Below are 23,797 nucleotides of genomic sequence, written 5' to 3' on the forward strand. Positions count from 1 at the left end.
ACGGGGGGTCCGTCGAAGTTGATGCAGCCAATATGGTCCAACAGTTAGATGGTAGTAGTGTTTTTTAACGCCACACAGAACTAAGCAGGGAAAAAGGGGCCTTCAGGCTCCTTTTTTCTTTTGGCTAACAGCTGAGCGCCTCGGCACACTGAAAATGCGCGGCCAGTTGAGGTTGCAACCAATTCCAAAGCTCAGGCGCTCCGGTGTCAATAGCTGGTCGAACGCGCGCCTCAAGTTGCGCATAGGAGACATTGTAATCGGTCCATGAACCGCCCCCGGTTTCCAGATTGGCGATCGGTGTCTGAAAACGATCGACGGCCTTAGCAAACTGTGCGTCCGCGCTTTCCGCCGTTTCGAATTCCTGCCACAGACTGGTAAAGGACTTCCGTTGAGTGTCGGGCAGCAGGCCGAACAACCGCTCGGCGGCGGCTTGTTCCTTCGCCGCTTGCGCGTCGTGGTCAACCTGCCCATGGATCGGATGGTCGCCTGCGTCGATTTCGACGATGTCATGCAACAACAGCATCTGAAGGATCCGATCCAGACTGACATCTGTATGGGCATACTCTGTCAATACCCAAGCGTAGAGCATGATATGCCACGAGTGTTCGGCTGAATTCTCGAAACGATCTCCAGCCATCAGCCGCGAGGCACGGAGAACGGATTTCAACTGATCGGCTTCGGTCAGGAATGCCAGTCGGGTTGTAAATCCGTTGTCTTGCGTATCGGTCCCAGCCAGCAGATTGATTGCATGGTCGTAGGCCAACGGAAAAGCCTGTGCCAGATAGGCAGCACGACCGCCTTCAAGGTTGGAGCGTACAATGTCGACATGATCCAGATCGGGATTTGAGGCGCACAGAACCTGAAACAGCGGCTGACATCGATCCAGTATCTTTGCAAACCGAGCGTCCGGGGACTGATCCTCCTCAAATTCGCGCCAGAGCACATGGAACATTTCGGTTTGATCCTTTGGCAAAAGCCCAAACAACTCCAATGCTGCCGAATGCTCGGCTTCTGCGACCGTTGCCCAATCTGTCTCAATATGAATTGGGTGGTCGCCCACGATGATCTCAACCAGGTCATGCAACAGCAGCATGCGGATGACCCTATCTATCGACACATCCGGCCCAGCCAATGGGGCCATGACCAAAGCCCATAATGCTAGGTGCCAACTGTGTTCAGCAGAGTTCTCGGGTCTGGACTGGTCGAGCAGGACATTTGCCCGTTCGACCATCTTCAAAGCGTCAGCCCGTTTCAAAAAAGCGATCTGTGCCGACAAACGGTCGGTCATTGTTTTTCGATCGCCTTGAGTTTTGCGCGATGCGTAGAAAGGCGTTTAATCACGAATTGCCGGGCCTTACGCTCGGCCAGACGAACGCGAATTTCGGTCAGAAACGCTTCTTCCAGTGATTGTGACGCCGCACCAAGCACGTCGCCAACTTCGACAAAGAACCGGTCTTCGCCTGTCTCGTCCATAACCTTCATCGTATCCTCGGCCAGTTTGGCCGCAAGAGATGTGATGGTGTCGGACATCAGCGGGTGTTCTCGGTCAGTCGGCGCTTCACATAATCACTGACATCAGTGATCAACGTGTCCGTGTGGCGGTCCTGGAAGAAGTGATCAGCGCCTTCCACTTCGGTGTGGGTGATGGTGATGCCTTTTTGCTCGTGCAACTTGTTCACCAGCGATGTGGTGTCTGCCGGAGGCGCTACACGGTCCGCTGATCCATTGATGATCAGGCCCGAAGACGGGCAGGGAGCGAGAAAGGAAAAATCATACATGTTTGCGGGGGGCGAAACGCTGATGAATCCGGTGATCTCGGGACGACGCATCAGCAGTTGCATCCCGATCCACGCACCAAACGAGAAACCTGCAACCCAGCAGTGCTTCGAGTTGTTGTTCATCGACTGCAGATAATCCAGCGCCGACGCCGCATCGCTCAGCTCGCCTACGCCCTGATCATACTCGCCCTGACTGCGACCGACGCCGCGGAAGTTAAAGCGCAACACGGTGAAGCCCATGTTGTAGAAAGCATAGTGCAGGTTATAGACCACCTTGTTGTTCATGGTCCCGCCGAACTGAGGATGCGGGTGAAGCACGATGGCGATCGGTGCGTCTTTTTCCTTTTGCGGGTGGTAACGGCCTTCCAGGCGGCCTTCGGGTCCGGGAAAAATCACCTCGGGCATGTGTGCTTTGGTCCTGTCTTTTTCGTGCGGGTACCCGGATATACTTGACGATAATCGTCGGGTACCTTAGAACGGTTCTAATTACATTACTTGGCGTTTCAGCGCTGTCAGTCGGAGATACGCACTGGCGGCGTCGGCGTCAATGATTTCGCGCAAATCCTGATAAAAGGGGACACAGAATGAAGCTGTCGACCAAGGGGCGTTACGCAATGGTCGCTTTGGCGGATATTGCGCTGCAGCCGACGGACCGGCTTGTGACCCTTGGAGAAATATCCGAGAGGCAGGACATTTCACTGCCGTATCTCGAGCAGCTCTTTGTCAAACTACGCCGCGCGGAACTGGTAACCTCGGTACGTGGACCCGGAGGCGGGTACCGCCTTGCGCGCGCTGCGTCCGAAATTCGCGTTGTCGAAATACTGTCCGCAGTGGATGAAACCGTTGACGCCCTGCAAAAAGGGGCCGGAGCCTCTGGCGCTTCATCCGGCAGTCGCGCGCAATCATTAACGAACCGGCTGTGGGAAAGCCTCAGCGCGCATGTCTATGTGTTTTTGCATCAAACGCGGTTGTCTGATGTCATCAAGAATGACCTTGCACCGTGCCCGGCCGTGCCAAGCTTGTTTTCTGTCGTAGATGAATGATCTGGACAGGCGGGGTATGAAATGAAGTCTGTCGGCAAAAAGATGTATCCATGAAGCGTGTTTATCTGGATCATAACGCAACTACACCGCTGCATCCCGATGCGCGATCCGCGATGATTGCCGCTATGGATGCTTGTGGCAATCCTTCCTCTGTCCATGCCGAAGGGCGCGCAGCGAAAGCGATTGTCGAACGCGCACGGGCACAGATTGCGTCTGCTTTTGGGGCAGACGGCGCGGACATCGTCTTTACTTCGGGTTCAACTGAAGGCGCGGCTTTGACAATGGCAGGGCGTAACCTGCATGGCGCGGCGATTGAGCACGATGCCGTAAGAGCTTGGATCACTGAAGATCTTTCAGTTTCCGAGGTTGGCGGAGTTGAGGTGGACGCGCCAGAAGAATCGACGCTGCAGTTTGCAAACTCCGAGACGGGAATTGTCCAATCCCTGCCGCCTGGTCTGGCTGTGACGGATGCCACCCAGGGATTCGGGAAACTGCCCATCGCGTTCAACTGGATGTATGCACAGATGGCTTTGGTGTCCGCGCATAAATTAGGGGGACCGAAGGGTGTTGGCGCTGTCGTAATGAAGCGTGGAACCGATCTGGCTGCACAAATCAAAGGTGGCGGTCAGGAAATGGGGCGTCGGTCCGGAACTGAAAATGTCATTGGTATTGCGGGGTTCGGAGCCGCGGCTGAAGCTGCTGCGCGGGATCTGGCCAACGGTGTTTGGGAGCAGATTGAAGAATTTAGAAATATTCTAGAAAACGCTCTTGAGGCCGCTGTAAAATCACCTATTTTTGTCGGGAAAGGGCAAAAACGCCTGCCGAACACGTTGTGTTTTGCCGCGCCCGGCTGGAAGGGCGAGACTCAGGTCATGCAGATGGACCTGTCGGGTTATGCGGTCAGTGCGGGCTCTGCCTGTTCCAGCGGAAAAGTTCGTGCCAGCGCGGTACTCACCGCAATGGGATATGACGAGGTAACAGCCAGCAGCGCGATCCGCGTGTCGCTGGGACCTCAGACAACGGAAGAAGATGTGCTGCGTTTCGCCGAAACGTGGCTTGAGAAAGAGAAAAAGCATCGCGCGCGCGCCGCGTGATCTGACGGAGGGTAAGTCATGGCCGCTTTGGACCAGACCCAGGTTAAAGAAGGTGTCGATCAGGAAACCGTGGATGCGGTGCGCGAAGCCGGTACTTACAAGTATGGCTGGGACACTGATATCGAAATGGAATACGCGCCCAAGGGCGTGAACCCGGACATCGTCCGTCTGATCTCGGAAAAGAATGAAGAGCCAGAATGGATGACCGAATGGCGTCTGGCCGCGTTCGAACGCTGGACCAAGATGGAAGAACCCAATTGGGCGATGGTCTCTTATCCCAAGATCGACTTTCAGAACCAGTATTACTACGCGCGTCCGAAGTCGATGGAAGAGAAACCCAAGTCTTTGGATGACGTCGATCCTAAGCTTCTGGCGACATACGAAAAGCTTGGTATCCCACTGAAAGAACAGATGATTCTTGCTGGTGTTGAAGGTGCTGAAGATGCACCTGCCGAGGGTCGCAAAGTTGCGGTTGACGCGGTGTTTGACTCGGTATCAGTGGGCACGACCTTTCAGGCTGAACTGAAAAAGGCCGGTGTGATCTTCTGTTCAATCTCGGAAGCGATCAAGGAGCATCCTGAACTGGTCAAGAAATACCTGGGCACCGTTGTTCCGGTATCTGACAATTTTTATGCGACGCTAAACTCGGCCGTGTTCTCGGATGGGTCCTTTGTATATATCCCGCCCGGCGTCCGCTGCCCGATGGAGTTGAGCACTTATTTCCGTATCAATGCGGAAAACACAGGTCAGTTCGAACGAACGCTGATCATCGCCGACAAAGGCTCTTACGTGTCTTATCTGGAAGGCTGCACCGCCCCTCAGCGCGACACCGCGCAGCTGCACGCCGCAGTAGTCGAGATCATTCTCGAAGAAGATGCAGAAGTGAAATACTCGACCGTTCAGAACTGGTTTCCCGGGGACGAGAACGGCAAGGGCGGCATCTACAACTTTGTGACCAAGCGCGCAGATTGCCGGGGCGATCGATCCAAGGTGATGTGGACACAAGTTGAAACAGGCTCTGCCGTGACCTGGAAATACCCGTCCTGCATCCTGCGGGGCGAAGAAAGTCAGGGTGAATTCTATTCGATCGCAATTGCCAACAACTATCAGCAGGCCGACACTGGCACGAAGATGGTTCATCTGGGCAAGAACACCAAGTCGCGCATCGTGTCCAAGGGCATCAGCGCGGGCAAGGCGCAGAACACCTATCGTGGTCTGGTTTCGATGCACCCGAAAGCCAAGGACAGTCGCAACTACACCCAGTGTGACAGTCTGCTGATTGGCGATAAATGTGGGGCACATACGGTTCCCTATATCGAGGTCAAGAACAACTCCTCACGCGTTGAGCATGAGGCGACGACGTCGAAGGTGGATGACGATCAACTGTTCTACTGCCGTCAGCGCGGTATGGACGAGGAAGAAGCCGTGGCGCTTGTTGTGAACGGGTTCTGCAAGGACGTGCTGCAGGCGTTGCCGATGGAATTTGCCATGGAAGCGCAGCAGTTGGTGGCCATCTCGCTGGAAGGGAGCGTCGGTTGACCATGCGTCCGCGCTCCGGGATCCGAAGGTTTATTGACCGCACGGTGGCGAAAGTGTTCGTCAGCCTGTGCGGTCCTTTCGTACGCTATTGCGATGCCGGTGGCCAGTTTCTGCTGTTCGAGATTTCGAATCCGCGCGACGTGATTCAGGGACGTCATTTTTGGGGCGACGTGTATGAACTGGGTTTGTTGCAGGAGATTTCGCGCTATCTGCCCCAAAATGCGCAGATTGCCGATATTGGAGCAAATATCGGCAATCATGCGGTGTATTGGGGGCGCGTTTGCGCAACCAAAATTGTGCGCGTGATCGAAGTGAACCCGGATGCCATTGCCATATTGAAGCGCAACATCAGGCTGAATTGTCTTGAGGATGTTGTTGATAGCTCGAAATTGGGCGTTGGAGCAGGGCGCGAGAATGCCGCTGGTTTTGGACTCAAGCCCGAGGCCGGCAATCTGGGGGGCACGCGATTGGCCCAGGGAACAGGAAGCCTGCAGGTCGCGCCCGGTGATACGCTGCTGGAAGGCATGACACCAGACCTGATCAAGATCGATGTTGAGGGCATGGAACTGGACGTGCTGGCCGGGCTGACCAGCACCGTGGCCACAACGCGCCCCCTTATCTTTGTCGAGGTCGATCACAACAACCGCCAGACATTTCTGAAATGGATGGCGGAACAGAACTACGAGACGCTCAGGAGCTTTGGTCAAGAGCGTGACAATGAAAACTTTCTGATCGTTCCGGCTGAAAAGGCCGAAACGTTCCAATCCAAATGACACACGCGCAAATGACGCGCGAAGAAAGATTAGATCCGAGGAAAAAATGCTGGAAATCAAGAACCTGCACGTACAGCTTGAAGAAGAAGACAAGCAAATTCTCAAAGGTGTAGACCTGACGGTAGAAGCTGGCAAGGTGCACGCGATCATGGGTCCGAATGGGTCAGGCAAGTCGACGCTCAGCTATGTTCTGTCTGGTCGCGATGGCTATGACGTTACCGAAGGGTCGGCCACGCTGAACGGCGAAGACCTGTTGGAGATGGAACCGGAAGAGCGTGCGGCGGCCGGCATCTTCCTTGCGTTCCAGTATCCGGTTGAAATTCCGGGCGTTGGCAACATGACGTTCCTGCGCACCGCAGTGAACGCCCAGCGCAAGGCACGTGGCGAAGAAGAACTGTCCGCCGCCGATTTTCTGAAAGAGGTTCGTGCCAAAGCCAAGACACTGAAGATCGACGCCGATATGCTCAAGCGCCCGGTCAACGTTGGCTTTTCGGGTGGTGAGAAAAAACGAAACGAAATCCTGCAGATGGCCATGTTGGAACCCAAGATGTGCATCATGGACGAGACCGACTCTGGGCTTGACGTGGACGCGATGAAACTGGTGGCCGAAGGCGTGAACGCCCTTCGGGATGAAGGCCGTGGGTTCCTGGTTATCACGCACTATCAGCGCCTTCTGGATCACATCAAACCGGATGTGGTGCACATCATGGCCGATGGCCGCATCGTCAAAACCGGCGGCCCGGAGCTGGCGCTTGAGGTTGAAAACAACGGTTATGCCGACATTCTTGCCGAGGTGAACTGATGGCCTTGCCCGAAGTCAAACAATCTGCCACCGAAGCACGGCTGTCTGCCCTGACCATGCCCGATGCCGGCTGCACCCGCGCCGCGCGTGAAGATGCGCTGGCGCGTGTTCTGGAAACTGGCCTGCCTGGGCGCCGTGACGAGTACTGGAAATACACGCAACCGGATACGCTGGTCTCGCCAGATGCGATCCCGGCTGCGGTTTTTTCCGATGATGAACCATTGATGTTCAGCGAACTTGACCGCCTGAGTATCGTTTTTGTGGACGGGGTGTTCAACGCCGAGGAATCGGACGATCTGACGATGGAAGGTGTGACGATCGATCGGCTTGAGGACATCTGCTGCAAGGACATTCATTGGGCGAAAGATCTGTATGGCGTGCTTGAGACGCGCGGGCAATCTCCGGTGCAGCGTCCGTTGGCCGCGTTGAATACGGCCTTTGCCTCGGATGGTGTGGCCATTCATGTCACAGGCAAACCGACTAAACCGATCAACTTGATCTATCGCCATGCATCGCCGACCTCTGATGCGATCCTGCACCATGTTGTTCGCGTGGAAAGCGGAGCCGAAGCAACCATCCTGGAAACCGGTCCGGCAGCGTCACGCTTCAACAAGTGCACCGAGATCGACATTGCCGATAAAGGCACGCTGCATCACGTGCGGGCGCAGGGCAGGGACCATGAGCGTCGCGCCGCGACCCACATGTTCACTCGCTTGGGCACGGAATCAGTCTACAAATCCTTCACCCTGACCGTGAATGGCGTTCTGACCCGCAATGAACAGATTGTTGAGCTGACCGGAGATGACGCGGTGGCACATGTGGCCGGGGCCTGTGTGGGTGATGGTGATTTCCATCATGACGACACGGTTTTTGTCACGCATGACGCAGTGAATTGCGAAAGCCGTCAAGTGTTCAAGAAAGTGCTGCGCAACGGGGCGACCGGCGTGTTTCAGGGTAAGATCCTTGTGAAGCAAGGCGCCCAGAAAACCGACGGCTATCAGATCAGCCAATCGCTGCTTCTGGATGATGACAGCCAGTTCCTTGCCAAGCCCGAGCTTGAGATCTACGCCGATGATGTTGCCTGCTCGCACGGGTCGACTTCGGGTGCAATCGACGAAACCGCGCTGTTCTACCTACGGTCGCGTGGTGTTCCGACCAAAGACGCGACCAACATGCTGACACTGGCCTTCCTGGCCGAAGCGGTGGATGAGATCGAAGACAGCGCTCTGGCGGAAGAGATCGTAAGCCGTCTGGAAGGGTGGCTGGCGCGTCGTAGCTGAGATGGCAGTTTCGTCAGACATACTGGCAACATACCGGGGGCCGGGGCGCGTGGTGCGTCGGCTTCTGGATATGGGTCAAAGGGAAGATCGGGCACTGATCTTCGTGATGGCGTTTTGCATTGTGGCATTCGTTGCCCAGATGCCCAGCCTTGCCCGAAAGGCGCATCTGGAAGGTGTTGAACTGAACATGCTTCTGGGCGGCGCACTGCTGGGGTCCGTGTTCATTTTGCCTTTGTTTTTCTATACCTTGGCGCTGATCTCTTATTGGGCTGCCCGGTTGGTGGGCGGCCAGGGCACAGCCTATGGCGCACGTCTGGCACTGTTCTGGGCATTGTTGTCATCTGCCCCACTGGTTTTGTTGAACGGTCTGGTCGCGGGGTTTATCGGACCCGGGCCGACTTTGACGCTGGTTGGTATCGTTTGGGTTGCCGTTTTTGTCTGGTTCTGGTTATCCGGTCTGAGACAAGTACAAAGGTCTGCTGCATGACTATCAATTCCCTCGGTGCTTTGGCGGTTCTGACGATCAGAAATCCGGCCGAAGCGGCACGCCAATTGTTGACCCTGAAACCGGGTCGAGAGGTCTTGTGGCTGGCATTCGCGCTGGCTGTCGTCCTGAACTGCCTCGTCCAATTGGGGATCAACATGGCGGTGCCGGTGGTACCGCAAGGCCAACCCTCTCAGGTTATCGAAAGCATGCCAGTTGTTCTGCTTCGATCCGCCGGGGCAATGATGCTGAGCATCGTCGCATTCTTCGCCATAGGACGAACGATTGGCGGCAAGGCGAGCTTTGATGACCTGATGGTTCTGACGATCTGGTTACAATTCCTGCAAATCGCGGGGTTTGTGGTGATGTTGCTGCTCAGCCTGACTATGCCGTTCCTGATGATGCTGACGCTGTTCGCAACAGCGATTCTGAGCATATACATCACGCTTCATTTCCTGAACGTGGCGCATCAATTCGGATCGCTTTGGAAATCCTTTGCGGTGATTGTGTTTTCCGCACTTGTAGCGGTTTCTTTCGTTCTGTTTCTATCCCCAGCCGGGCCTGTCTAGGAAAACCATCCAATGTATGACGTGCAGAAAATCCGTTCTGACTTTCCGATCCTGTCGCGCCAGGTGAACGGTAAACCATTGACGTATCTGGACAATGGCGCCTCGGCTCAGAAGCCTCAGGTCGTGATCGACGCCGTTACCCGCGCCTATGCCGAGGAATACTCGAACGTTCACCGCGGTTTGCATTACCTGTCCAATCTGGCGACCGAAAAATACGAAGCAGTACGCGGCACCATTGCCCGGTTTCTGGGCGCATCGAATGAGGATGAGATTGTCCTGAATTCGGGCACGACCGAGGGGATCAATCTGGTCGCTTATGGCTGGGCCATGCCACGGCTCGAAGCCGGGGATGAGATTGTCCTGAGCGTGATGGAGCATCACGCAAACATCGTGCCCTGGCATTTTCTGCGGGAACGGCAGGGCGTTATTCTGAAGTGGGTCGATGTAGATGCGGAAGGTGGGTTGGACCCACAGGCGGTGATTGACGCAATCGGGCCGAAAACCAAGCTGGTTGCCGTGACCCAATGTTCGAATGTGCTGGGCACGGTCGTGGACGTCAAAACCATCACGGAAGGCGCGCATGCCAAAGGTGTTCCGGTTCTGGTCGATGGCAGCCAGGGCGCGGTTCACATGCCGGTAAATGTCCAGGAGATTGGCTGCGACTTCTACGCAATCACGGGTCACAAGCTTTATGGACCATCCGGGTCAGGCGCGATTTACATCAAATCCGAACGCATGGCTGAGATGCGCCCCTTTATCGGGGGCGGTGATATGATCAAGGAAGTCAGCAAGGATCAGGTCATCTACAATGACCCACCTATGAAGTTCGAGGCCGGCACCCCGGGCATTGTGCAAACCATTGGTTTGGGCGTAGCGCTTGAATACATGATGGATCTGGGGATGGAGAACATTGCCGCTCACGAATCCGGCCTGCGTGATTATGCCATGCGGCGCCTGAACGGTCTTAACTGGTTGCAGGTTCAGGGAGCTCGGCCAGACAAGGCGGCGATCTTCAGCTTTACGTTGGACGGGGCAGGCCATGCGCATGATGTGTCTACCATTCTGGACAAAAAAGGTGTGGCTGTCCGCGCGGGCCACCATTGCGCCGGGCCGCTGATGGACCATCTGGGCGTCACGGCAACCTGCCGCGCCAGCTTCGGTCTCTATAACACCACTGACGAGGTCGATACACTGATCGAAGCGCTTGAATTGGCACATGATCTGTTTGCCTGAGTTTGATCTTAGTCTGGGCGCAGCAATCGCGATTTGCAGTTGCACCCGGACTGGAACAAGGTTAGCTAACGGCCAAGGCACCTGTAGCTCAGCTGGATAGAGCGCTGCCCTCCGAAGGCAGAGGCCAGAGGTTCGAATCCTCTCAGGTGCGCCATTTTCAGGAAATCAGAACTTTGGAAATCGCGAGTAATTCGTTTCGCGGAAGATTGCGTTCATAATTGTCGCGGTAGGGGTTTTTAAGAAAGCGTTCCCGATAGCAACGTCACGATCGAACACTCGGACGAGCAACAGCCCGCACGACATGGGATCAGCTTAGCTGATTCCAGTGGTAGCGAGAACAACAATAGAGGTACGGGAACTTGGCTAGTTGGGACAAACAACCAGCTAAAACTTGAAACAAGCGGAGATCGGATGCGACGCCCTCAGCGTTATCCGCGCCAGGTGCGTACGACGCCACAATCCATATGCACGAAATTCGACCCGTAATACTGGCCGACACCACCCGCGCGACAGGACATAGCCGCTTTGGCCATCTGGGAAACTGAGCGGGACCCGAGGCGCAAGTCAGCCGCCTGTCCCTCCATATGAAGCGATTTCCGGGCTACGCGACGAGACCGTGACCGCAGCATCGCATTGGTCTGAGGAGAGCGATAACCGGACAACAACATATACGGCTCGTTGGCATCCAGCAGTTGGTGTGATGCCGCCATGATATCAATCGTGCGCAAATCAATGGATTTTACCTGATCTGTACGCCAATCACGCATGAAGTGGTTCACTTCTTTGACAGCGTCCTTGATATACTTACCATCGACCCAATAAATCATATCCAACCGTTCGCCCGTGCGACCGGAATACATACGGATGCGACGGATATCGCCGCCGCCGCGCAAAAAGCCTGCTGCATTGGAGTAGGTGGGTGCTGCAACGACTGCGGTTGCTGCAAACGCGCCCAATAGGGCACGTCGGGTCAAGCCCGAGGAACTGCTCTTGGTCATTTGGTTTCGTCCCGTACTGTTCCTGCCTGCACACGATGTTACGCGTGCTGTCTTAATTTTTTCCCATCCCAGATGCGAAATATATGACACAATCGGAATCAGCGGCCAAGAAGTGTTTCACAGTCACCTTTTCAAGGGGGAATTTTCGGCAATTTTTTGCGCAAATGTCACAGCCCATCACAGAAATTTTGCAATTGTGAGTTTAGGGCCACGCGGCCGATGCAAACGCGCATCAGGCCTCGACAGAAGAGATTTGGTAAGGAATTTGTGAATAGACAAGCCTTAATGCTCAATTCCATAGTTGTTCGACGCACGTATCACCTATCCAAGCTATTGATTACCAAGGCCATCCAATGTTTTCTGTTTTCCGAACCAGCACCAGTATCCTGTTTACCGCCTGTTTTGCGGCCACGGCCAGTATCGCGAACACTGCCTCGGAGCCCGCGCCAAACACGGCGTTTCAGATGGCAATCGCCGAACATACACCACGGGCATCGCAGATCGCCGAGTTTTACCGCACAAACGGCTTCTCGCCAATCTGGGTAGGTGAAACCGCCGAACACACACAGCGCCGGGCGGCTTTGATCAAGGCAATGTCACGCGCACAACTGCATGGGTTGCCTCAGGCCAACCCGACAATTTCATCCTTGCTGGAGAAGATGGAAGCGGCGCGCTCGTCTCGTGATCTGGGCGCTGTTGAAGCAGAATTGAGCCGGGTTTTCGTCGAATACGCTGATCTATTGTACACAGGTGCAATTCGGCCCGGCACTGTCGATGATGGGCTTGTTCGGACGGTGGCGCGGCGCAGCGCAACCGAGCATTTACAGGGCCTGAGCACGCAAGGTGCTGCATATCTTGAGCAATTGGCACCGCAGACGCCTCAATACCGGGCGCTGATGAAACAAAAACTAGCTCTTGAGGCTTTGGTGGATCAGGGCGGCTGGGGGGTAACTGTTCCCGTTAGCAAGTTGGAATTCGGTGATACCGGACCCAGTGTCGTGAAGTTGCGCAATCGACTGGTGGTTATGGGGTACATGAAACCTTCGGCCAGCCCGTCTTTCGACAATGCACTTTTGGAAGGGCTTCGGGCTTTTCAAACCGCGCATGGTCTGGAACCCGATGGTGTAGCAGGCAAAGGCACGATCACAGAACTTAATCGCCCTGCTTCGGACCGGTTGAAGGCCGTTTATGTCGCGCTTGAGCGGGAACGGTGGTTACCACGTGAACGAGGCGAACGTCATATCCTCGTCAACCAGGCCGATTTCTCGGCCAAGATTGTGGATGACGGACAAGTCACTTTTGAAACCCGTACGGTGATCGGCAAGAACACGCATGATCGGCGCAGCCCGGAGTTTTCGGATGTGATGGAGCATATGGTGATAAATCCCAGCTGGTATGTTCCACGCTCGATCATCACCAAGGAATATCTGCCGAAACTGAAGGCGAACCCCAATGCAGTCGGTCATATTCAGATCACAGACAGCAGAGGGCGGCAGGTCAATCGTGGGGCGGTGGATTTCAACCAGTTCACCGCGCGCAGCTTTCCTTTTGCGATGCGCCAACCTCCCAGCAAAAGCAACGCTTTGGGGCTGGTAAAGTTCATGTTCCCCAACAAGTACAACATCTATCTGCATGATACACCTCAGAAAAGTCTGTTTTCGCGTGAAGTACGGGCGTTCTCGCACGGTTGTATTCGACTGGCTCAACCCTTCGAGTTTGCCTATGCGTTACTGGCGAAACAGGAAGAAGACCCAAAGGCGTTCTTTCATCGGGTTTTGAAGTCAGGGAAAGAAACCAAGGTCAATTTGGAACAAAAAGTTCCGGTACACTTGATCTATCGGACGGCATATGTCGGCCCGAAGGGCAAAGTGCAGTATCGCCGCGATGTTTACGACAGGGATCGCAAGATTTGGGAAGCCCTGCAAAAGGCAGGGGTGGTCCTGCCGGATGTTCAGGGGTAAGCACGGGGCAAATCCTGCCAAAAGGAAGCCCGTCATGCAGTTTACCGTACAACAAGTCGCCGACTCTCTGGACGCTGAATGCCACGGTGATGGTGGCCTGACGATCGTGCGGGCAGCCGAACCAGGGGATGCAGGGCCTACGGATCTGGCTATGGCCATGTCTCCAAAATACGCCGAAGCGCTTTCCAACGGTGAGGCACGTGCCGCCGTTTTGTGGGAGGGCGCGGATTGGCAGGCGATGGGGTTACGGGCGGCCATTTTCGTAAAACGACCGCGAATGGCGATGGCTGGAATCACCGCCATGTTGGATCGCGGGCAAGGGATCGAGCCAGGCATTCACCCATCGGCTGTGATCGATCCAACAGCCGAAATCGGCGCAGATGTGGCGATCGGGCCGCTGTCTGTCATTGGTGCCCGCGTGCGAATTGGTGCGGGTTCTGTGATCGGGTCGCATTGCGTGGTCGGAATGGACGCCGTTCTGGGCGAACAGGCGCTTTTGCGCGAAATGGTCAGCATTGGAGCTCGGGCGCAGATTGGGGCGCGGTTCATAGCGCAACCCGGCGCAAGGATTGGCGGTGACGGGTTCAGTTTTGTGACGCCCGAGGTTTCCGGAGCCGAAAATGCGCGCAAGACATTGGGTGATCAGGGTGACGCCAAAGCGCAAAACTGGTTGCGTATTCATTCCTTGGGCGCAGTTGAGATCGGCGACGATGTTGAAGTTGGCTCCAACTGCACGATCGACAATGGGACCATTCGCAACACAAGAATCGGCGACGGATCCAAACTGGATAATCTGGTCCATGTCGGGCACAATACACGCGTGGGTCAGGATTGTCTGTTGTGCGGTCAGACGGGTGTGTCGGGTTCGGTAGAAATTGGCAACAACGTTGTTCTGGGCGGTCAGACCGGGGTGGTCGATAATATTTTCATAGGGGACGGTGTCATTTCGGGAGGAGGCACCAAGATTTTGTCGAATGTTCCCGCCGGGCGCGTTATCATGGGCTATCCGGGCATCAAAATGGATACCCATACCGATGTCTACAAGGCGCAGCGGCGTCTGCCCCGCATGGCCCGCGACGTCGAGGCACTCAAAAAGGCTGTTTTCAAACAGACCCCGAGCGATTAAATCACCCTCAAACTGACAATCAGGGGATCGACATGAGCATCAGCGACCGCGTCATCGCAATCATTGCAGAGCAGGCCGTGCTGGAGCCATCGGATGTGACGCCCGAAAGCACTCTGGAAGATCTGGGCATCGACAGTCTGGGTCTGGTCGAAAGCATATTCGCCATCGAGGAAGAGTTTGACATCTCGATCCCTTTCAATGCCAACGAACCCGAAGCAAACGATTTCGACATTTCGAATGTCGCTGCGATCATTGCCGGGATCGAAAAGCTCGTGTCGGAAAAGGTCTGACAAACGCTCATGAAACGTGTTGTCATTACGGGCGCAGGCACTATCAATTCGCTGGGCCATTCGGTCCCTGACACGCTGGAGGCCATGCGCGAAGGACGTTGCGGTATCTCAGAGCTGGAATTCCGGGATGTTGACCGCTTGGCCATCAAGATTGGCGGTCAGGTTCGGGGTTTTGAGGCCGAAGGTCGGTTTAACCGTCAGCAGATGTCGTTGTATGACAGGTTCACCCAATTCACTCTGACAGCTGCCAAAGAGGCTATCGACCAGTCAGGCATCGAATTTCACGGCGAGCTTGCTGCGAAATCGGGGGTCGTGTTAGGGACTGCCGGCGGAGGCGTGTCGACCTGGGACGATAACTATCGCTCGGTTTATGAAGACGGCAAGAACAGGGTGCACCCGTTTGTTGTTCCCAAGCTCATGAACAATGCGGCGGCCAGCCATGTGTCCATGGAGCACAACCTCAAGGGCCCCAGCTTCACCGTATCGACTGCGTGCGCGTCGTCGAACCACGCTATGGCTCAGGCGTTTCAGATGGTCCGCAGTGGTGTTGCACCCGCTATGGTCACAGGCGGATCTGAATCCATGTTGTGTTTTGGTGGCGTAAAGGCCTGGGAAGGTTTGCGCGTGATGTCGAAAGATGCGTGTCGACCGTTCAGCGCCAATCGTAACGGAATGGTACAGGGTGAAGGGGCCGGTATCTTTGTGTTCGAAGAATTCGAACACGCCCGGGCCCGTGGCGCTGAGATTATGTGCGAAGTCGTTGGTTTCGCCATGTCGTCAGACGCTACTGATATCGTAATGCCCAGTAAACAAGGTGCCTCGCGGGCCATGGCAGGCGCATTGGCAGATGCTCGGTTGAATGCAAACGATGTCTCTTACATCAACGCGCACGGCACCGGAACGGCTGCGAACGACAAGACCGAATGCGCTGCAGTTGCGGATGTATTTGGCCCCCATGCCGATGACTTGATGATCTCGTCGACCAAATCCATGCATGGTCATCTGATCGGCGGAACCGGTGCAGTAGAGTTGTTGGCGTGTATAATGGCGCTGCGCGACGGAGTGATTGCACCAACCATCGGATACGAAGAACCTGATCCGGAATGCGCGCTTGATGTGGTTCCGAACGAGGCCCGGGAAGCCAAAGTTGACGTCGCACTCAGCAACGCATTTGCATTTGGGGGGCTAAATGCAGTTCTGGCTCTGAAACGGACTTAGCCGGAAAAGAGCCGCCGCAAGTGATGCGGCGGCATATTCAGAAACACGCCGTTAGTTCACGTTGACGGTCAGTGACTCAAAGCCTGATGTGAAGCCGGACAGTGACATTTCCATTTCCAGAACCTGATCCGGGAATCGGGCCGGTACCAGCGAGAAGGTTGCCTTGGTGCCACCTTTCATTGCATCGACATCACCCTGGCTCAGGCCAAGCTGCGCGATGCATCCGACCGGAACACAATGATGGTAGTTGTACAGCTTGCGCGGCGCGCCATCGATGGACAGGGCGAGCTGTGCTTGTAGCAGCGTTTCCAGAGGAACGATCACGTTTGCCCAGGCTACAGCTGCTCCGCCTTCGGGCAGCTTTCCGATCGATACTTCGGCAATTGGTTCGCCCTGAGCTCCGTTCAGCACCTGAACGATGGCGCATGGATCATCGCCGCCTTCCTGCGCCTTGATGCAGGATACGTCCCAGTCGCCGAATTCTTCCTTGACGAACTGCTCCCCGGCCCGCGGACCTTCCTGACCCAGGTCGAGCCCGGTATCGGGTTCGGAAGTCGATGTGTCTTGCGCATATGCTGCACCGCACAGCAGTACAGCAGCCATTGTATTAAGCGAGAGGATTTTCTTGATCATGAACGCCTCGGTTTGATGATTGAGCTTTTTGCCTCGTTTAACATTCTTCTGAACCGGTGTCAGGCACTAACGGAACGGCTTGTCTGAACGTGAACAGATTCTTGCCGGAATACTGAAAAGGAACCGTCCTGATATAGAAAAAGGGAGCTGATAACTCAGCTCCCTTTCCCAAAAGGTTCTCCCCGTCGGACTGGCCGACTTATTTATGCGCAAACCCTACGAAAGGGGCGCTGACGGGTCAACAGCTATCCTCAAATTTTAATCTGTCTGTCAGAACTTTGAAATCTTTCGGACGGACGAAAAAAGCCGTGCCCGAAGGCACGGCCAGTCGACAGGGAGGAAGTCTGCCCCACGTGAAGGAAACAATCGCAGGGCAAATTGACTATCGCCGTCAAAGGTTAACTTTGTATGCTGGTCACGGATCGGTGAAAATAAGGCAGTGTTAATGAGCAAGAATATCTTTTTGGGCGGTGGCGGCGAAGGCTATGGCCAGCCGCAGGAACTGGCGCTGAACTACGCGAACCGCCATGGGCTGATTGCCGGTGCGACCGGGACAGGTAAGACGGTGACGCTGCAGATTTTGGCAGAAGGGTTCTCTCAGGCTGGGGTTCCGGTGTTTTTGTCGGATATCAAAGGCGATTTGTCGGGGCTGGCTTTGCCCGGAAGCGATACACACAAACTGCATCAGGCGTTTCTGGATCGTGCAGGTCGCATAGGGTTTAGTGACTTCGCCTATTCTGCCTGCCCGGTGACATTCTGGGATCTGTTTGGTGAACAGGGTCATCCGGTGCGCACGACGGTCACTGAAATGGGGCCTTTGCTGTTGTCCCGGTTGATGGAATTGAGCGAGGCGCAGGAAGGCATTCTGAACATCGCGTTCCGTGTGGCTGATGAAGACGGGATGCCGCTGCTGGATCTCAAAGACCTCCAGGCGTTGCTGGTCTGGATTGGAGAGAACCGGGCTCAGCTCTCATTGCGATACGGCAATGTCTCGACATCCTCGATCGGTGCTATTCAGCGGCGGTTGCTGGTGCTTGAAAACCAAGGAGGAACAAAGCTGTTTGGCGAACCGGCGTTGGATCTGGCCGATCTGATGCGCACCGATGAAAATGGACATGGGATGGTGAACATCCTAGCGTCGGACAAATTGATGGCCTCGCCGCGGTTGTACGCGACCTTCCTGTTGTGGCTGCTGAGCGAATTGTTCGAGGAACTGCCCGAAGTCGGGGATCCCGAAAAGCCCAAGCTGGTCTTCTTTTTCGACGAAGCACATCTGTTGTTTGATGATGCCCCGAAAGTGTTGGTGGACAAAGTTGAACAGGTTGCCCGCCTGATCCGGTCCAAAGGGGTAGGGGTCTATTTCATCACTCAGAACCCTGCCGACATTCCCGAGGATATTCTGGGCCAACTGGGCAACCGCGTCCAGCACGCTTTGCGGGCATTTACGGCGCGTGATCGCAAGAACCTGCGTCTGGCGGCGGAAACATATCGCGAGAATCCGGCTTTTGATACCGAGGCCGCGATCCGTGAGGTAGGTGTTGGCGAGGCCGTCACGTCGATGCTGCAGAAAAAGGGTGTTCCCGGAATTGTTGAGCGTACGTTGATTCGTCCGCCGGGTTCTCAGTTGGGTCCGATTTCTGACGCTAAGCGTCAGTCGATTCTCGACGCGTCCCCGATGGCGGAAAAATACGACAAGGGAATAGACCGAAAGTCGGCCTTTGAAATCCTGCAGGCCCGGGCACAGGCTGCTGCGAAAGCGGCTGAACAGGCCGAATCCGAAGATGTGCTTGAGGCGCAAACGCCAATCGAACGGGAGTATTCTTCTGCCCGCAGATACTCCGGAGGCAGGGTGGGCCGATCCTCGTCTCGTGTACAACGCCGGAAAGACACGTTCGCGACGGCGATGACCGACGCTGTTATCAAGGAACTGAAGGGCACAACCGGGCGCCGGATTGTGCGCGGCATACTGGGCGGTCTATTCCGCAACAGGTAAGAAGGCGGCGCCCATGACGGGCGCCGTCGTGTCTACTTCAGGCGGCGCTGGCCTTCCTGACGACAATAGGCGTCAGCTTCAGGCACCGACATTTTGGTCGCTGGAAAGTCAATCGCACGGTCCCAGGTTACGCGGTTCTGACGATACAATTGACAGGTCACGACACCTTTGGGCGTCTGAACCTTAACAGGGGGAGTCTCAAGTTCTTCCGGAGTGGGAATACAAGCGGCTGTTACAACGGCAATAACCGGCAACAGAATAAGTGTTTTGATGCGTGGTGCGTTCATTTTCTACTCTTTTTAACACATTTGAATGATCGTTACAGATCGGCGCAAGTGAGTGTGAGTGAGTGCCGACAACATACCGCAACGTGAAAACACTACGGTGGGGTTGTTTATTAAAAAAAACCTTAAGAATCAAGAAACCGTGCCGGATTAAAGGCACGGTTCCGCTCATTGAAGTTGGGTTTGATCTATTTTTCGGGGATCAGACCTCTTGGGCTGAATCTGAGAACAATCAAAAGGATCAATCCCATTGTGAACAGGCGCATATGCGCAGCGCTGTTGATCAGATGGTCTTTCAGCGCACTTCCATCCGGCATACCTGTGGTAATGACATTCATCAGCCACAAACCGATCGGTTCAACCTGAACCCAGAGGAACCAGATCAGGAATGCGCCCAGTACGGCGCCGAAATTATTGCCCGATCCGCCGACAATCACCATCACCCAGACCAGAAAGGTAAAGCGCAGAGGGTTGTAGGTGCCCGGCGTCAACTGCCCATCCAGCGTGGTCATCATCGCGCCTGCAATGCCGCAGATGGCCGAGCCCAGCACAAAGATCTGCAGATGGCGGCGGGTAACGTCCTTGCCCATGGCTTCTGCCGCGACTTCGTTGTCCCGGATCGCGCGCATCATACGCCCCCACGGGCTTTTCAACGCCATTTGCGCCATCCAGAGCAGCACCAGAAGCACGATAAAAAACAGCAGAGAATAGCCCAATTTGACCGACAAGGTCGAGGCGGTGACCGGGTCTAGGCCAAACCATTCGGCGCGGGCCAGGAAGGCCGGGTCCTTCTGCAATTCGACTTCGTAACCGACCACGGGGGAGGGACGCGGAATGCCGTAGACATTCTTGACCCCACGTGCCAGCCAATCTTCGTTTTTCATCACCGCGATGATGATTTCGGCGATACCCAGCGTGGCAATCGCCAGATAATCCGACCGCAGACCCAGAGCGGTTTTGCCGATCAGCCAAGCGGCACCGGCGGCCAGCAACCCCCCGGCGGGCCAGGCCAGAAGAACGGGCAGGTTCAGACCTCCGATATTGCCTGCGACGGCAGGATCAATCGCTTCAATCGCGGAAACGTTGGGGTCGAAGATTCCGCGGTAAACAAAGAATCCCACAAGCAGAATACCGACGATTGTCAGCGTTTGCACGCGTCCCTTGGGCAACTTCTGCGCGACTATTACGGCGGAAACCACAGTCGCAGCACCCAGCAGTAGCGCGAGGATGACGCCATAGCCGCCACTGGACCAAGCTCCGGGTGTCGGCGGAGTCGAAACCAGCACAACCGCCAGACCACCCAAGGCGACAAAGCCCATCACACCAACGTTGAAGAGGCCCGCAAAGCCCCATTGCAGATTCACCCCGATCGACATGATGGCCGAGATCAGGCCCATGTTCAGGATCAGAATGGCGCTGTTCCAGCTTTGCGTGAATCCAGTCAACAGGATCAGGCCGCCGACGACTACGAACAGCAGCGTGTTTTTCACAGAGTCGGTCATACTGCTTTCCCCTTGAACAGACCCGTAGGCTTAAACAGAAGCACAATCAGAAGGATGGCAAAGCTGACGGCGAATTTGTAATCGGTGGACAGGAACTGGACCAAACCTGACGGCTCCAGATTTTCCGGCGCCAGATAGGTCAGGACCTTTTTCCACGCGTAGGTGATCGTCACTTCGGAAAACGCGATGATGAATCCGCCCGCAATTGCGCCCAGAGGATTCCCCAAGCCGCCTACGATGGCCGAAGCAAAAATCGGCAGCAGCAGTTGGAAATAAACGAAGGGCTTGAAGCTCTTGTCCAGGCCGTACAGCACTCCAGCCGTGGTTGCCAGCGCAGCTACGATGATCCAGGTGATCATGACCACACGTTCGGGGTTGATGCCTGACAACAGCGCCAGATCCTCATTGTCCGAATAGGCGCGCATCGATTTGCCCGTGCGTGTTTTGTTGAGAAACCAGAACAGCAGAACCACGGCAACAACAGCCACGATCACGGTAATGCCTTGTGATGTCTTGATGGCCAGCCCTTCGCGCAGACCGGTCATCGCCTTGAATTCCCGCGCCGAAACAATGAACCGCGCGCCGTCCGAGAAGCGTTGGTCATCCGGTCCTATGATGAACCGTACAAGACCGTTCATGATGAACATCACGCCCATCGAGACGATAACCAGAATGACCGGTTTTGCCTTTTGTTCGCGGTAGAATCTGTAGACCAGTTTATCGGTGACCAGCACCAGAATAATGCAGCCAAGGATGGCAAAGGGCAGGGCGAGCAAGGCAGTTGGCAAGGGTCCAAAGCTGACACCGGCAGCCTGCAAGCCCCAGGTGACCAGCACCGCGATCATCGCGCCAAAGGCCATGGTGTCGCCATGGGCAAAGTTCGAAAACCGCAGGATGCCGTAAATCAGGGTCACGCCAAGCGCCCCCAGCGCCAACTGACTGCCATAGGCAACGGCTGGCACGATGACAAAGTTGGCCAAGGCGACCAACGCGTTCAGTAAATCCATGAATTCTTCTCACTGTCCGGGTGCGGCTTTATGGCATGTGCGGTGTTAGGATTTCAACATGACGACGCGGTTTTCAGTGATATGTTCGCGCCTTTTTTCGCAGTTTTGACTTGGTCATACTGCTGGAAGCGAATGCCTTAGTGGATCCCACACCTTTATGCATGAGTGGAGCACGCACCGGCCTGTTGAGAAATGAAACCGCCTGGCTTTGGTCATTAGTGGCATTAGAGAAATAAAGGTGGATCGCCAACACCCTGCCGCGGGTTGCCCGCACAGGGTGTCGGCTGATTTTCTGGCCGAAAGGAACTTAAGCCTGCACTTCTTCGCACATGCCGTGATCTTCTTCTGCATGGGGGCCTTTGACGGACAAGTCGTAAGACATGTCCTCGAAATGCACCACAAATGTCATGACATCCTGATCTTCAATATGCATGAAGGTCATACTGCCAACACCTTTGAACACAACTGCATCGCCTGTGATTTTGGGGGTTTCAATGCTGCCCTTGTCTCCGGCTGTGGCACGGTTCAGACGAATTTCGCTGCCATCACGATCTGAAATGCAAACAAAATGGCGTTCTTCAGCCAAGGCCTGAGTTGCGGCAAACAAGCCAAACGACAGAGCGATCCAGGTTTTCATTTTAGGCGGGTCCTTAATTGGTTTTTTTTGCGCCATCCGCGTGTGGAACCGTTCGTTCTGAAATGCGGTGCAGGTGACGATGACGAACCGCCTAAGCTCTCATTATGTCGCAAATTGAGCCCGAACGTGTTTTTTGACACTGCGTGACAAGCCCTAGGGGTGTTGGGTTGTTTTTCTAAAACCGCAATGAAACAAGTATTTAGAAGCCATATTTAACGGCCCGAGATCCGGGTTTCTTGATCCTGACACATTGCTAACAAAATGCGGCACCGAACGATGTGAATCAGCGGTGTCACCCCAATGATCATCTGCGTAAGCCCGTTGGTTGAAGTTACCTTCTTTAAGTCTCATCTTGGGTCCACGCGACCTCACCCCGCCTCAAGTTCCGGTGAAGATTCTGACTTAGGTCTGTGAAATACAACACCCTTTCTTAGGTTGGGCCTGTCACCTGGCTACTGAAATCGTCGAACGCGACCGGTGCAAATGACAAACCGTCAGACCGTACGCACAGGGGATCACTCAGCCCCAAGCGGACGCGGGATACAAAGGAAGAAAGACCATGAAATTTGCCGCTCTTATCACCGCCGGCTTGATGCTGCCGACACTCACCCAAGCCGCGACCGAAGACCCGTTGAATGGCGCGGATTTTGTCGTCAATTGCGAGTCGGACAAGAGCGGTGGGTCGGTGATTCTGGCGCGATCGGGTGAGACCGACAAAGGGTTCATCGTGGCCGATGAAATCAAGGGCGAAGCTCAGATCATTCCCGGCCTGAACTCCCTGACCTTCCTGCATATTATGGATCAGGACGTCGTGACCTTTGTGGTGGACTTCGACAACCTGCACTATGACATGTCGATCAAGGGCCCGCACGCGGCGAATGACTCAGGCTATTGTAGCGATCCGGTCGGATAAATTTGGAAAAGGCGGTTGCCCGTGGTCAAACGCAAGTCTTAACCGCCTTCAATGCTTGTCTGAAAACTCCGGACGAGGGGGACGAATTTCCCAAATGCCTCGACAACGGGGAGTGCTGACAAAGTGCGTCAGCCAAATCTTCTTGCTCGCCATTCTTAAGAAGGGTCAGGTTCTGCCAAAGGCGATTGAAGGAACAAGGACGATGTGGGAGAGCGCCACAAGTGTGTTGAGGACGTCTATTAGTTTTCGTCTCCGCAGAAGCCGTACACCACCTCAACAAATTTAGACCTCGGAAGATGCTGGATTGTAAAAGCAATTCCAATTGGTTCACCATCTGTCCACAATTCAATGATCGCATTCGTCAGTGTGTTCTCAACAAGGCTATTCGCCACAATTGAGCGTTCATTAGAAAGTCTTCTATCAACCATAAAGTCGCCGAAATGGACTCTCGATTCTTTGGTCGACGGCACCGCGTAAGCATGTATTTCACCGTCGGCCATTGAGACTTCCAACCGAAAGCTTCCTTCTGGACAGTTTGTGGCAGGGCAGTCAGCGCCCATGCACATCGCTCTAACTTCACACATTCTCATTTCACAGTAGGTCCTAGGAAACGAGTCGGCTTGCGCAGGGTTCTGCAACA

The 23,797-nt window shown here is 55.0% G+C and carries 25 protein-coding genes and 1 tRNA gene; 16 read left to right on the forward strand and 10 right to left on the reverse strand.

What is annotated here, in order from left to right; all coding sequences use genetic code 11:
- Nucleotides 1-124 precede the first annotated feature (124 nt).
- Genes Q0816_RS04825 through Q0816_RS04835 form a run of 3 tightly spaced genes read right to left on the reverse strand, consistent with a single transcriptional unit; the run spans nt 125 to nt 2,183 of the window.
- The gene (locus Q0816_RS04825; protein ID WP_298848196.1) at nt 125-1,288 is read right to left on the reverse strand and encodes an HD domain-containing protein; all 1,164 of its coding nucleotides are present in this window, start codon (nt 1,286-1,288) and stop codon (nt 125-127) included.
- The gene (locus Q0816_RS04830; protein WP_298848198.1) at nt 1,285-1,530 is read right to left on the reverse strand and encodes a hypothetical protein; all 246 of its coding nucleotides are present in this window, start codon (nt 1,528-1,530) and stop codon (nt 1,285-1,287) included. Before Q0816_RS04830 ends, Q0816_RS04825 begins: the two co-directional genes overlap by 4 nt.
- Nucleotides 1,530-2,183, reverse strand: coding sequence for an alpha/beta hydrolase (locus tag Q0816_RS04835; protein ID WP_298848200.1), 654 nt, complete (start codon nt 2,181-2,183; stop codon nt 1,530-1,532). Before Q0816_RS04835 ends, Q0816_RS04830 begins: the two co-directional genes overlap by 1 nt.
- Before the next feature lie 179 nt (nt 2,184-2,362).
- On the opposite strand from Q0816_RS04835, the gene Q0816_RS04840 reads away from it, so the two are divergent.
- From Q0816_RS04840 to Q0816_RS04885, 10 genes are all read left to right on the forward strand, one after another.
- Complete coding sequence (locus Q0816_RS04840) at nt 2,363-2,821, forward strand: Rrf2 family transcriptional regulator (RefSeq protein ID WP_298848202.1); 459 nt, start codon at nt 2,363-2,365, stop codon at nt 2,819-2,821.
- A gap of 50 nt (nt 2,822-2,871) precedes the next feature.
- Complete coding sequence (locus Q0816_RS04845; RefSeq protein ID WP_298848204.1) at nt 2,872-3,915, forward strand: cysteine desulfurase family protein; 1,044 nt, start codon at nt 2,872-2,874, stop codon at nt 3,913-3,915.
- Nucleotides 3,916-3,933: 18 nt separating this feature from the next.
- Complete coding sequence (gene sufB, locus Q0816_RS04850) at nt 3,934-5,454, forward strand: Fe-S cluster assembly protein SufB (protein ID WP_298848206.1); 1,521 nt, start codon at nt 3,934-3,936, stop codon at nt 5,452-5,454.
- A 2-nt stretch (nt 5,455-5,456) separates the two neighbouring features.
- A complete protein-coding gene (locus tag Q0816_RS04855; protein ID WP_298848860.1) occupies nt 5,457-6,227 on the forward strand; it encodes an FkbM family methyltransferase in 771 nt (256 codons plus the stop codon).
- Nucleotides 6,228-6,273: 46 nt separating this feature from the next.
- Complete coding sequence (gene sufC / locus Q0816_RS04860) at nt 6,274-7,029, forward strand: Fe-S cluster assembly ATPase SufC (protein WP_298848208.1); 756 nt, start codon at nt 6,274-6,276, stop codon at nt 7,027-7,029.
- Complete coding sequence (locus Q0816_RS04865) at nt 7,029-8,309, forward strand: SufD family Fe-S cluster assembly protein (RefSeq protein WP_298848209.1); 1,281 nt, start codon at nt 7,029-7,031, stop codon at nt 8,307-8,309. The genes sufC and Q0816_RS04865 overlap by 1 nt, the downstream gene beginning before the upstream one ends.
- A gap of 1 nt (nt 8,310) precedes the next feature.
- Nucleotides 8,311-8,796 (forward strand): YIP1 family protein, encoded by a 486-nt coding sequence (locus tag Q0816_RS04870; RefSeq protein WP_298848210.1) that lies wholly within the window; start codon nt 8,311-8,313, stop codon nt 8,794-8,796.
- Entirely contained in the window at nt 8,793-9,362 is a 570-nt protein-coding gene (locus Q0816_RS04875) for a YIP1 family protein (RefSeq protein WP_298848212.1), read from the forward strand. The genes Q0816_RS04870 and Q0816_RS04875 overlap by 4 nt, the downstream gene beginning before the upstream one ends.
- A 12-nt stretch (nt 9,363-9,374) precedes the next feature.
- Nucleotides 9,375-10,595 (forward strand): cysteine desulfurase, encoded by a 1,221-nt coding sequence (locus tag Q0816_RS04880; protein WP_298848214.1) that lies wholly within the window; start codon nt 9,375-9,377, stop codon nt 10,593-10,595.
- A gap of 77 nt (nt 10,596-10,672) precedes the next feature.
- A tRNA-Arg gene (locus Q0816_RS04885) sits at nt 10,673-10,749 on the forward strand.
- A gap of 274 nt (nt 10,750-11,023) precedes the next feature.
- On the opposite strand, the gene Q0816_RS04890 is transcribed toward Q0816_RS04885, so the two are convergent.
- A complete protein-coding gene (locus tag Q0816_RS04890; RefSeq protein WP_298848216.1) occupies nt 11,024-11,593 on the reverse strand; it encodes a DUF882 domain-containing protein in 570 nt (189 codons plus the stop codon).
- A 353-nt stretch (nt 11,594-11,946) separates the two neighbouring features.
- On the opposite strand from Q0816_RS04890, the gene Q0816_RS04895 reads away from it, so the two are divergent.
- The 4 genes from Q0816_RS04895 to Q0816_RS04910 are packed head-to-tail and all read left to right on the forward strand — an operon-like array spanning nt 11,947 to nt 16,188.
- The gene (locus tag Q0816_RS04895) at nt 11,947-13,554 is read left to right on the forward strand and encodes a L,D-transpeptidase family protein (RefSeq protein ID WP_298848217.1); all 1,608 of its coding nucleotides are present in this window, start codon (nt 11,947-11,949) and stop codon (nt 13,552-13,554) included.
- Between the two features lie 34 nt (nt 13,555-13,588).
- Complete coding sequence (gene lpxD / locus Q0816_RS04900; protein WP_298848219.1) at nt 13,589-14,680, forward strand: UDP-3-O-(3-hydroxymyristoyl)glucosamine N-acyltransferase; 1,092 nt, start codon at nt 13,589-13,591, stop codon at nt 14,678-14,680.
- Nucleotides 14,681-14,712: 32 nt separating this feature from the next.
- Nucleotides 14,713-14,970, forward strand: a complete 258-nt coding sequence (locus tag Q0816_RS04905) for an acyl carrier protein (RefSeq protein WP_152458003.1) — start codon at nt 14,713-14,715, stop codon at nt 14,968-14,970.
- 9 nt (nt 14,971-14,979) lie between these two features.
- Nucleotides 14,980-16,188, forward strand: coding sequence for a beta-ketoacyl synthase (locus tag Q0816_RS04910; protein ID WP_298848222.1), 1,209 nt, complete (start codon nt 14,980-14,982; stop codon nt 16,186-16,188).
- 51 nt (nt 16,189-16,239) lie between these two features.
- Here Q0816_RS04910 and Q0816_RS04915 read toward each other — a convergent pair whose 3' ends face one another.
- Entirely contained in the window at nt 16,240-16,821 is a 582-nt protein-coding gene (locus tag Q0816_RS04915; RefSeq protein WP_298848224.1) for an invasion associated locus B family protein, read from the reverse strand.
- Between the two features lie 445 nt (nt 16,822-17,266).
- Here Q0816_RS04915 and Q0816_RS04920 point away from each other — a divergent pair, with 445 nt between their 5' ends.
- The gene (locus Q0816_RS04920) at nt 17,267-18,814 is read left to right on the forward strand and encodes a helicase HerA-like domain-containing protein (RefSeq protein ID WP_298848226.1); all 1,548 of its coding nucleotides are present in this window, start codon (nt 17,267-17,269) and stop codon (nt 18,812-18,814) included.
- 32 nt (nt 18,815-18,846) lie between these two features.
- Here Q0816_RS04920 and Q0816_RS04925 read toward each other — a convergent pair whose 3' ends face one another.
- The 4 genes from Q0816_RS04925 to Q0816_RS04940 all read right to left on the reverse strand — a co-directional run bounded on the left by Q0816_RS04925 (nt 18,847) and on the right by Q0816_RS04940 (nt 22,244).
- Nucleotides 18,847-19,101 (reverse strand): hypothetical protein, encoded by a 255-nt coding sequence (locus tag Q0816_RS04925; RefSeq protein ID WP_298848228.1) that lies wholly within the window; start codon nt 19,099-19,101, stop codon nt 18,847-18,849.
- 185 nt (nt 19,102-19,286) lie between these two features.
- Nucleotides 19,287-20,600, reverse strand: a complete 1,314-nt coding sequence (locus tag Q0816_RS04930; protein WP_298848230.1) for a branched-chain amino acid ABC transporter permease — start codon at nt 20,598-20,600, stop codon at nt 19,287-19,289.
- Entirely contained in the window at nt 20,597-21,607 is a 1,011-nt protein-coding gene (locus Q0816_RS04935; protein ID WP_298848231.1) for a branched-chain amino acid ABC transporter permease, read from the reverse strand. Before Q0816_RS04935 ends, Q0816_RS04930 begins: the two co-directional genes overlap by 4 nt.
- Nucleotides 21,608-21,914: 307 nt before the next feature.
- Entirely contained in the window at nt 21,915-22,244 is a 330-nt protein-coding gene (locus Q0816_RS04940; protein WP_298848233.1) for a hypothetical protein, read from the reverse strand.
- A 559-nt stretch (nt 22,245-22,803) separates the two neighbouring features.
- Between Q0816_RS04940 and Q0816_RS04945 the strand changes: the two genes are divergently transcribed.
- The gene (locus Q0816_RS04945) at nt 22,804-23,157 is read left to right on the forward strand and encodes a hypothetical protein (protein ID WP_298848236.1); all 354 of its coding nucleotides are present in this window, start codon (nt 22,804-22,806) and stop codon (nt 23,155-23,157) included.
- Nucleotides 23,158-23,396: 239 nt separating this feature from the next.
- Here the strand turns inward: Q0816_RS04945 and Q0816_RS04950 are convergent, their stop codons facing one another.
- The gene (locus Q0816_RS04950) at nt 23,397-23,657 is read right to left on the reverse strand and encodes a hypothetical protein (protein ID WP_298848238.1); all 261 of its coding nucleotides are present in this window, start codon (nt 23,655-23,657) and stop codon (nt 23,397-23,399) included.
- Nucleotides 23,658-23,797: the final 140 nt, after the last annotated feature.

The organism is uncultured Ruegeria sp. (assembly GCF_947497005.1).
GTDB lineage: Bacteria > Pseudomonadota > Alphaproteobacteria > Rhodobacterales > Rhodobacteraceae > Ruegeria.

Bases quoted from the DNA above. Each gene is read 5' to 3' on its own strand.
- Q0816_RS04825 (WP_298848196.1), bottom strand. From the start codon at position 1,288: ATGACCGACCGTTTGTCGGCACAGATCGCTTTTTTGAAACGGGCTGAC.
- Q0816_RS04830 (WP_298848198.1), bottom strand. From the start codon at position 1,530: ATGTCCGACACCATCACATCTCTTGCGGCCAAACTGGCCGAGGATACG.
- Q0816_RS04835 (WP_298848200.1), bottom strand. From the start codon at position 2,183: ATGCCCGAGGTGATTTTTCCCGGACCCGAAGGCCGCCTGGAAGGCCGT.
- Q0816_RS04840 (WP_298848202.1), top strand. From the start codon at position 2,363: ATGAAGCTGTCGACCAAGGGGCGTTACGCAATGGTCGCTTTGGCGGAT.
- Q0816_RS04845 (WP_298848204.1), top strand. From the start codon at position 2,872: ATGAAGCGTGTTTATCTGGATCATAACGCAACTACACCGCTGCATCCC.
- sufB (WP_298848206.1), top strand. From the start codon at position 3,934: ATGGCCGCTTTGGACCAGACCCAGGTTAAAGAAGGTGTCGATCAGGAA.
- Q0816_RS04855 (WP_298848860.1), top strand. From the start codon at position 5,457: ATGCGTCCGCGCTCCGGGATCCGAAGGTTTATTGACCGCACGGTGGCG.
- sufC (WP_298848208.1), top strand. From the start codon at position 6,274: ATGCTGGAAATCAAGAACCTGCACGTACAGCTTGAAGAAGAAGACAAG.
- Q0816_RS04865 (WP_298848209.1), top strand. From the start codon at position 7,029: ATGGCCTTGCCCGAAGTCAAACAATCTGCCACCGAAGCACGGCTGTCT.
- Q0816_RS04870 (WP_298848210.1), top strand. From the start codon at position 8,311: ATGGCAGTTTCGTCAGACATACTGGCAACATACCGGGGGCCGGGGCGC.
- Q0816_RS04875 (WP_298848212.1), top strand. From the start codon at position 8,793: ATGACTATCAATTCCCTCGGTGCTTTGGCGGTTCTGACGATCAGAAAT.
- Q0816_RS04880 (WP_298848214.1), top strand. From the start codon at position 9,375: ATGTATGACGTGCAGAAAATCCGTTCTGACTTTCCGATCCTGTCGCGC.
- Q0816_RS04890 (WP_298848216.1), bottom strand. From the start codon at position 11,593: ATGACCAAGAGCAGTTCCTCGGGCTTGACCCGACGTGCCCTATTGGGC.
- Q0816_RS04895 (WP_298848217.1), top strand. From the start codon at position 11,947: ATGTTTTCTGTTTTCCGAACCAGCACCAGTATCCTGTTTACCGCCTGT.
- lpxD (WP_298848219.1), top strand. From the start codon at position 13,589: ATGCAGTTTACCGTACAACAAGTCGCCGACTCTCTGGACGCTGAATGC.
- Q0816_RS04905 (WP_152458003.1), top strand. From the start codon at position 14,713: ATGAGCATCAGCGACCGCGTCATCGCAATCATTGCAGAGCAGGCCGTG.
- Q0816_RS04910 (WP_298848222.1), top strand. From the start codon at position 14,980: ATGAAACGTGTTGTCATTACGGGCGCAGGCACTATCAATTCGCTGGGC.
- Q0816_RS04915 (WP_298848224.1), bottom strand. From the start codon at position 16,821: ATGATCAAGAAAATCCTCTCGCTTAATACAATGGCTGCTGTACTGCTG.
- Q0816_RS04920 (WP_298848226.1), top strand. From the start codon at position 17,267: ATGAGCAAGAATATCTTTTTGGGCGGTGGCGGCGAAGGCTATGGCCAG.
- Q0816_RS04925 (WP_298848228.1), bottom strand. From the start codon at position 19,101: ATGAACGCACCACGCATCAAAACACTTATTCTGTTGCCGGTTATTGCC.
- Q0816_RS04930 (WP_298848230.1), bottom strand. From the start codon at position 20,600: ATGACCGACTCTGTGAAAAACACGCTGCTGTTCGTAGTCGTCGGCGGC.
- Q0816_RS04935 (WP_298848231.1), bottom strand. From the start codon at position 21,607: ATGGATTTACTGAACGCGTTGGTCGCCTTGGCCAACTTTGTCATCGTG.
- Q0816_RS04940 (WP_298848233.1), bottom strand. From the start codon at position 22,244: ATGAAAACCTGGATCGCTCTGTCGTTTGGCTTGTTTGCCGCAACTCAG.
- Q0816_RS04945 (WP_298848236.1), top strand. From the start codon at position 22,804: ATGAAATTTGCCGCTCTTATCACCGCCGGCTTGATGCTGCCGACACTC.
- Q0816_RS04950 (WP_298848238.1), bottom strand. From the start codon at position 23,657: ATGGCCGACGGTGAAATACATGCTTACGCGGTGCCGTCGACCAAAGAA.